The sequence below is a fragment of the Phocaeicola plebeius genome (assembly GCF_003437535.1).
Taxonomy (GTDB): domain Bacteria; phylum Bacteroidota; class Bacteroidia; order Bacteroidales; family Bacteroidaceae; genus Phocaeicola; species Phocaeicola plebeius_A.
In genome coordinates this window covers 321,602-328,548 of the sequence record NZ_QSQT01000001.1, presented here as the reverse complement: position 1 = coordinate 328,548, position 6,947 = coordinate 321,602, and the positions used below count along the sequence as shown (strand labels likewise).

General features: G+C 48.7%; 6 protein-coding genes. 5 read left to right on the top strand and 1 reads right to left on the bottom strand.

The window, feature by feature from the left end:
- Positions 1-241: 241 nt before the first annotated feature.
- Positions 242-826, top strand: coding sequence for a porin family protein (locus DXD04_RS01400; RefSeq protein WP_117670181.1), 585 nt, complete (start codon positions 242-244; stop codon positions 824-826).
- Between the two features lie 94 nt (positions 827-920).
- Here DXD04_RS01400 and DXD04_RS01395 read toward each other — a convergent pair whose 3' ends face one another.
- A complete protein-coding gene (locus DXD04_RS01395; protein ID WP_117670179.1) occupies positions 921-1,904 on the bottom strand; it encodes a Gfo/Idh/MocA family protein in 984 nt (327 codons plus the stop codon).
- Positions 1,905-1,995: 91 nt separating this feature from the next.
- On the opposite strand from DXD04_RS01395, the gene priA reads away from it, so the two are divergent.
- Genes priA through DXD04_RS01375 form a run of 4 tightly spaced genes read left to right on the top strand, consistent with a single transcriptional unit; the run spans position 1,996 to position 6,914 of the window.
- Positions 1,996-4,458: a replication restart helicase PriA gene (gene priA, locus DXD04_RS01390; protein ID WP_117670177.1), complete on the top strand. Its 2,463-nt coding sequence runs from the start codon at positions 1,996-1,998 to the stop codon at positions 4,456-4,458.
- An 11-nt stretch (positions 4,459-4,469) separates the two neighbouring features.
- Positions 4,470-5,186: a phosphatase gene (locus DXD04_RS01385; protein WP_117670175.1), complete on the top strand. Its 717-nt coding sequence runs from the start codon at positions 4,470-4,472 to the stop codon at positions 5,184-5,186.
- Positions 5,183-5,662 (top strand): low molecular weight protein-tyrosine-phosphatase, encoded by a 480-nt coding sequence (locus DXD04_RS01380; RefSeq protein WP_117670173.1) that lies wholly within the window; start codon positions 5,183-5,185, stop codon positions 5,660-5,662. Before DXD04_RS01385 ends, DXD04_RS01380 begins: the two co-directional genes overlap by 4 nt.
- 25 nt (positions 5,663-5,687) lie before the next feature.
- Complete coding sequence (locus tag DXD04_RS01375; RefSeq protein WP_117670214.1) at positions 5,688-6,914, top strand: anaerobic sulfatase-maturation protein; 1,227 nt, start codon at positions 5,688-5,690, stop codon at positions 6,912-6,914.
- Positions 6,915-6,947 lie beyond the last annotated feature (33 nt).

The window sequence follows — 6,947 nt, the reverse complement described above, 5'->3', positions numbered from 1 at the left end:
CGGCAAAGATATAAATTTATCGGATTTACCCCTCAGATTATTACGTTGACCCCATGTGAGCTTTTTCAGTAACAAGCCTATTAAAAAAGTAGAGAGTAAATTCAGTTATAGCCAAACAACAAGACAAAAGCACGAAGTTGTTTCGTAATTAATTCACTCTCACATGCACATTTCTTCAGCATCCTCTTTTTTATTTCCAATTAATATCTAACTTTGTAAAAACCTCTAAACGAAGTAATATATGAAGAAATTATTCTCTACACTGATGGTAATTGCCTGTCTGGCACTTGCCATTCCGGCGCAAGCCCAAATAAAATTTGGAGTAAAAGGTGGTTTGAATGTTTCCAAACTACATCTTTCTGAAGAAACATTCAAGTCAGACAACAGAACCGGCTTCTTTATCGGTCCGACAGCAGAATTCACCCTGCCACTTTTAGGATTAGGTATCGACGCCTCTGCAATGTATAACCAATTTGGCGTAGATTCTGAAGAAGGAACGTCAACCAAGAAAAGTATAGAAATTCCTATCAATCTGAGATGGACTGTCGGATTCAGCAGTCTGATTGGCGCATACGTAGCTGTAGGTCCTCAGTTCGGATTTAATGTAGGCGACCGCTGGTTTAACAATGTATGTGAATTCAAGAAAAACACGACCAGCTTCAATGTCGGTGCCGGCTTGAAACTTCTTGGCCATTTGCAGGTAGGAGCCAACTATAACTTTGCATTAAAAGACAATGGAAAAATACATAGTGGCGACCCGGATGATTTAACTACTATCGGTTTCAAACAGAACACATGGCAGGTTTCTGTTGCTTATCTATTCTAAAGACACACATAGAAAAACATATTAAAAAAACCTCCTCTCAGGTGATATTGGATATTCACTTGAAAGGAGGTTTCCTTTTTATCATACAGACCGTTTATTCGTTATCACAAGGATACACCACTCCCCATTCCCGGCGAAGGGCATCCATCTGCTGCATGATACGAAGTGACTCGGCATGCGGCATGTAAGGCGATTCCAGCCAGCCTTTTTCAATTGCTTCCAGTGAAGCGTACACCTGATACTCATAGCCTGTAATCTGTTGCGGGGCATCGTACACGGCTACAGTCTGATAATTCGTATCCAGCACTTTGACCGATTGCGGATTATTGATGTTTTCCACTATCAAATGGCCTTTATCACCTGAAATGATTCCCATACGGTCGGTAGCGGCATGAATGCTTGCCTGTAAGGCAGCCATCTTGCCATCCTTAAACAACAATGTAATATTTTCCTGTGCATCCACTCCCGTATCTGTTTTCTGACAAACGGAATGCACGGAAGCTACTTCCTTTCCGAAATACATGGCAGCAAAGTTGAGCAGGTACACGCCCAAATCGAGCAAAGCGCCTCCCGCCAGTTCCGGACGCAAGATACGTTCCTTCCGATCAATTACATATCCTAAATTAGCCGATAAAATATGGGGCGTGCCTATCACTCCTTCTTCTAATAACTCACGAATCTTCAACGAAAGCGGCATGTAACGGGTCCAGATAGCTTCAGTCAGAAATACTTTCTTCTCTTCAGCCAGTTTCAGCAGGTCGGCTGCCTGACGGGCATTGGCCGTAAAGGCCTTCTCACACAGCACCGGCTTGCCCTTCTCAATACACAAACGGGCATTGTCATAGTGCATGGCATGAGGAGTGGCAATATAAATCAAATCCACTTCCGCATCGGAAGCCAGTTCTTCATAACTTCCGTAAGCCTTCGCAAACTGCCATTTCTCGGCAAAAGCCTTTGCCTTCTCTACCGTGCGCGAAGCCACGGCATAGCGTTTCACCCCTTTCATTCCTCCAAGCGTAGCCGCCATTTTTGCCGCAATGCTACCACATCCGATGATTCCAATATTGTAAATTTTCATTTTGAATTAAAGATTAAAAACAGCAGGTACAAATCTATAAAAGTTTCAGGAGGGAACCAGCTATGTGAGGGGCTTTTTGTAACTTTGCAATATGAAAAAATTCGTGGATGTCATAATACCCCTGCCTATTGCCAGCCAGTACACGTATTTGCTTCCGGAAGGTATGGAAGCAAGCATACAGCCTGGCTGCCGGATCATTGTGCCTTTCGGTCCTAAAAAATTTTATACGGGCATTGTCACCAAGGTACACGAAACGGCTCCGGAGGCGTATGAAACCAAAGACATCTCGGAAGTGCTCGATTCACGTCCGGTTTTGTTAGGACAGCAGTTTTCTTTCTGGAAATGGCTGGCCGACTATTACCTCTGCACGTTGGGAGACGTGTACAAGGCAGCCCTTCCTTCGGGTATGAAACTGGAAAGCGAAACACTGGTGGAATACAATCCGGACTTTGTAGCCTCGGAACCGCTCCCTCCTCGGGAGCAGCGTATTCTGGACTTGCTCAGTGCGGACCCGGAGCAATGTGTCACCCAACTGGAGAAGGCCAGCGGCATGAAGAATTTGTTGCCGGTCATCAAATCGCTGCTGGAGAAAGAGGCTATCTGCATCAAGGAAGAAATCAAACGAAGCTATAAACCGCGTACGGAAGTACGGGTCCGACTGACAGAAGCGTTGCAGAACGAACATCACCTGCACATTCAGTTTGATTTACTGGCACGGGCCCCCAAGCAACAAGCCATCCTGATGAAATACCTTGAATTGTCGGGATGGAATGCCGAAGGGAAAAATATCCGGGAAGTCAGCAAGAAGGATCTGCTCGATGCCTCCGGACAGGCGCAATCCGTCTTCAAGAACTTAGTAGACAAACAAATACTGGAGACGTACCTGCATGAGATTGGCCGACTTACGGGAGACCATGCGGAAACAGTTCCGCTACACACCCTGAGCCCCGCACAGCAACGGGCGTTTTATGAAATCCTGACTTCCTTCCAGACCAAGAACGTATGCCTGCTCCACGGCGTGACGGCCAGCGGAAAGACGGAAATCTATATCCATCTGATAGAAGAAGTGCTGAAAGCTGGCAAGCAGGTGCTCTATCTTCTTCCGGAAATTGCCCTAACGACCCAGATTACCGAACGGTTACGAAGGGTATTCGGCAAACGCTTAGGAGTATATCACTCCAAGTTTCCGGATGCGGAACGGGTGGAAATCTGGCAAAAACAACTGACTGAACAAGGTTACGACGTGATATTGGGAGTCCGTTCCTCGGTATTCCTTCCGTTCCGGCGACTGGGACTGGTCATCGTGGACGAGGAACATGAAACGAGCTACAAGCAGCAGGACCCTGCTCCACGCTATCATGCACGGAATGCCGCTATCATGCTGGCTTCCATGTATGGGGCCAAAACCCTGTTAGGTACAGCCACTCCCAGCCTGGAGAGTTATTACCATGCCCGAAACGGGAAATATGGTCTGGTGGAACTGACCGAACGCCATCAGCAGATTCAGTTGCCACACATTGAGTTAGTGGACATCAAGGAACTGGCCCGTAAGAAACGGATGACGGCACAGTTCTCTCCACTTTTACTACAGAAAATACGGGAAGCACTGGAGCAGAAGGAACAGGTCATCTTGTTCCAGAACCGACGGGGTTTTGCTCCGATGATTGAATGCCGCACCTGCGGATGGGTACCGCGCTGCAAGAACTGCGATGTGAGTCTGACCTATCACAAAGGGCTTCATCAGCTGACGTGTCACTATTGCGGCTATACCTATGCCGTGCCTACAGCTTGTCCGGCTTGTGGAGGAGTGGAACTTATGAACCGCGGATTCGGCACGGAAAAGATTGAAGACGACATCAAGCAGATTTTTCCGGAAGCCAAAGTGGCCCGAATGGACTTGGATACCACCCGTACCCGCACGGCCTATGAGCGTATCATCAACGACTTTGAAGAGGGGAAGACGGATATTCTGATTGGCACGCAGATGATTTCCAAAGGACTGGACTTCGACCGGGTAAGCGTGGTAGGTATCCTGAATGCCGACTCGATGATGAATTATCCTGATTTCCGCTCGTACGAACGGGCGTTCCAGCTCATGGCACAAGTGGCCGGAAGAGCCGGACGAAAGAACAAGCAGGGACTGGTGGTGCTTCAGACGAAGTCGCCGGAGAATCCGCTCATTCATCAGATTATGGCCAACGATTATGCCCGTTTGTATCAGGAGCAGATGGAAGAACGTAGCCTGTTCAAATACCCTCCCTTCTACCGGCTGATTTATGTATATTTGAAGCACCGTAAGGAGGACATCCTGAATCAGGCAGCCGACCTGATGGCCGCTCACCTGCGACAAGGCATGGGCGAACGGATATTAGGTCCGGACAAACCACCCGTGGCACGGATACAATCGCTTTTCATCCGGAAGATTGTCATCAAGATAGAGCAGGAAGCTTCCATGAGCAAGGTACGCCGCTACCTGACGCAGGTACAACGCACCCTCATAGAAGATGAGCGCTTCCGCTCACTGATGGTATATTATGATGTAGACCCTACCTAAACCCTATACACATGAAGATAGAATTAGATGTACATACGCACACCATTGCCAGCGGACATGCTTTCAGTAGTCTGCAGGAAATGGCACGGGCAGCTGCCGACAGAGGCCTGAAGTTGCTCGGCATCACGGAACATACACCGGGAATTCCCGGAAGCTGTCACCTGATTTACTTCCGCAACCTGCACGTGGTACCGCGGCAGATGTACGGTATCGAGCTCCTGCTTGGGGCGGAAATCAATATCCTTGATACACAAGGCACACTTGATCTGGATGAATTTCACATGAGCTTGCTGGATTTGCGAATCGCAGGTATTCATTCCCTGTGCTACACGCCGGGAACTCCCGAAGAAAATACACAAGGGATGATAAAAGCCATCGAAAACCCTTACACGCACATCATCAGCCACCCGGGTGACGGTACGGCCAAACTGCTTTTTGAACCGATTGTGCAGGCTGCAAAAGCCCATCACACCCTGTTGGAAATCAACAACAGCTCCTTGAAGCCTTGCCGCAACAAAGTGGAGGCACGGCCCAACAACTTAGAGATACTCCGTCTCTGCAAGCAATATGAGGTGCCCGTCATCCTGGGAAGTGATGCACACATCTCATTCGACATTGCGACTTACGACCATGCCCTGGAGCTGGTCAAGGAAACCGAGTTTCCCGAAAGCCTCATCCTGAATACGGATGTAGCACGTTTTAAACAGTATTTACACCTTGATAAATGATGAAACAAAGAATATTATTCGTCTGCCTCGGCAACATCTGCCGCTCCTCTTCTGCCGAAGAAATCATGCGTACGCTGGTGCGCCGGGCAGGAAGAGAAAAAGAGTTTGAAATTGATTCCGCAGGCATCAGCGGTTTCCATGAAGGAGAACTGCCCGATGAACGTATGCGGGCTCACGCCAGCCGCAGAGGCTACCAGCTGACCCACCGCTCGCGTCCGGTACGCACGGAAGATTTCTATCACTTCGACTGGATTTTAGGTATGGACGACCGCAATATCGATGCCCTGCGCGACAAAGCGCCCGACGTGGAAAGCGAACAGAAGATTCACCGCATGACTGATTTCTGCCGTACCAAGGTAATCGACTATGTGCCTGACCCCTATTATGGTGGCGCTCAAGGCTTCGAAAATGTGCTCGACATACTGGAGGATGCGTGTGAAGGACTATTGGCGCATCTGTCCGACGAAAAGAAATAACTTGAAACTTATTAAACCCAATACCATGAGTCAAACCATTGCACCTTTTGCCCGTCCGCTATACGTAATGACAAAACCCGTAGGGGCAGTCTGCAACTTAGCTTGCGACTATTGCTACTACCTGGAAAAGGCAAATTTATACAAAGACATCTCCAAGCACGTGATGAGCGACGAGCTGTTAGAGAAATTTATCCGCGAATACATCGGCTCGCAAACCATGCCGCAGGTACTCTTTACCTGGCACGGCGGAGAAACACTGATGCGTCCGCTCAGCTTCTACAAGCGAGTAATGGAACTACAACAGAAATATGCCGGGGGACGTACCATCGACAACTGTATCCAGACCAACGGTACCTTGCTGACGGATGAGTGGTGCGAATTCTTCAAAAAGAACACCTGGCTGGTAGGCGTGTCCATCGACGGGCCACAGGAGTTCCACGATGAATACCGCAAGAACCGTCAGGGACGTCCGTCGTTCACCAAGGTAATGCAAGGCATCCACTTGCTGAAAAAACACGGGGTAGAATGGAATGCCCTGGCCGTAGTGAATGACTTCAACGCAGACTATCCGCTGGACTTCTATCATTTCTTCAAGGAAATTGACTGCCACTACATCCAGTTTACCCCGATTGTAGAGCGTATCAGCCCCCATGCCGACGGCCGTCACCTGGCCAGTCCGCTACAGAAAGACGAGAAATTAGCCGATTTCTCCGTATCACCGGAACAATGGGGAAACTTCCTCTGCACCTTGTTTGACGAATGGGTACGCCAGGATGTAGGAAATTTCTTCATCCAGTTGTTCGACTCTACCCTGGCCAACTGGGTAGGTGCGCAGCCGGGCGTCTGCACCATGGCCAAGACTTGCGGACATGCCGGCGTCATGGAATTCAACGGCGACGTATATTCGTGCGACCACTTTGTATTTCCGGAATACAAGCTGGGCAACATTCATGAAAAGACACTGGTGGAAATGATGTACAGCGAACGCCAGATGAAGTTCGGACAAATGAAACAAGACTCCCTTCCCCGCCAGTGCAAGGAATGTGAGTTCCTCTTTGCCTGCAACGGTGAATGCCCGAAAAACCGTTTCGCCCGCACAGCCGACGGTGAGCCGGGACTGAACTACCTGTGCAAGGGATACCATCAGTTCTTCCAACACGTAGCCCCCTACATGGATTATATGAAAAAAGAACTGCTGGCCGAACGTGCTCCGGCCAACATCATGGAAGCTATAAAAAAAGGAGAGCTCTAAAGCCCTCCTTTTTTTATAGTTGCCTGAAGATAT

Bases quoted from the DNA above. Each gene is read 5' to 3' on its own strand.
- DXD04_RS01380 (WP_117670173.1), top strand. From the start codon at position 5,183: ATGATGAAACAAAGAATATTATTCGTCTGCCTCGGCAACATCTGCCGC.
- DXD04_RS01395 (WP_117670179.1), bottom strand. From the start codon at position 1,904: ATGAAAATTTACAATATTGGAATCATCGGATGTGGTAGCATTGCGGCA.
- DXD04_RS01375 (WP_117670214.1), top strand. From the start codon at position 5,688: ATGAGTCAAACCATTGCACCTTTTGCCCGTCCGCTATACGTAATGACA.
- priA (WP_117670177.1), top strand. From the start codon at position 1,996: ATGAAAAAATTCGTGGATGTCATAATACCCCTGCCTATTGCCAGCCAG.
- DXD04_RS01400 (WP_117670181.1), top strand. From the start codon at position 242: ATGAAGAAATTATTCTCTACACTGATGGTAATTGCCTGTCTGGCACTT.
- DXD04_RS01385 (WP_117670175.1), top strand. From the start codon at position 4,470: ATGAAGATAGAATTAGATGTACATACGCACACCATTGCCAGCGGACAT.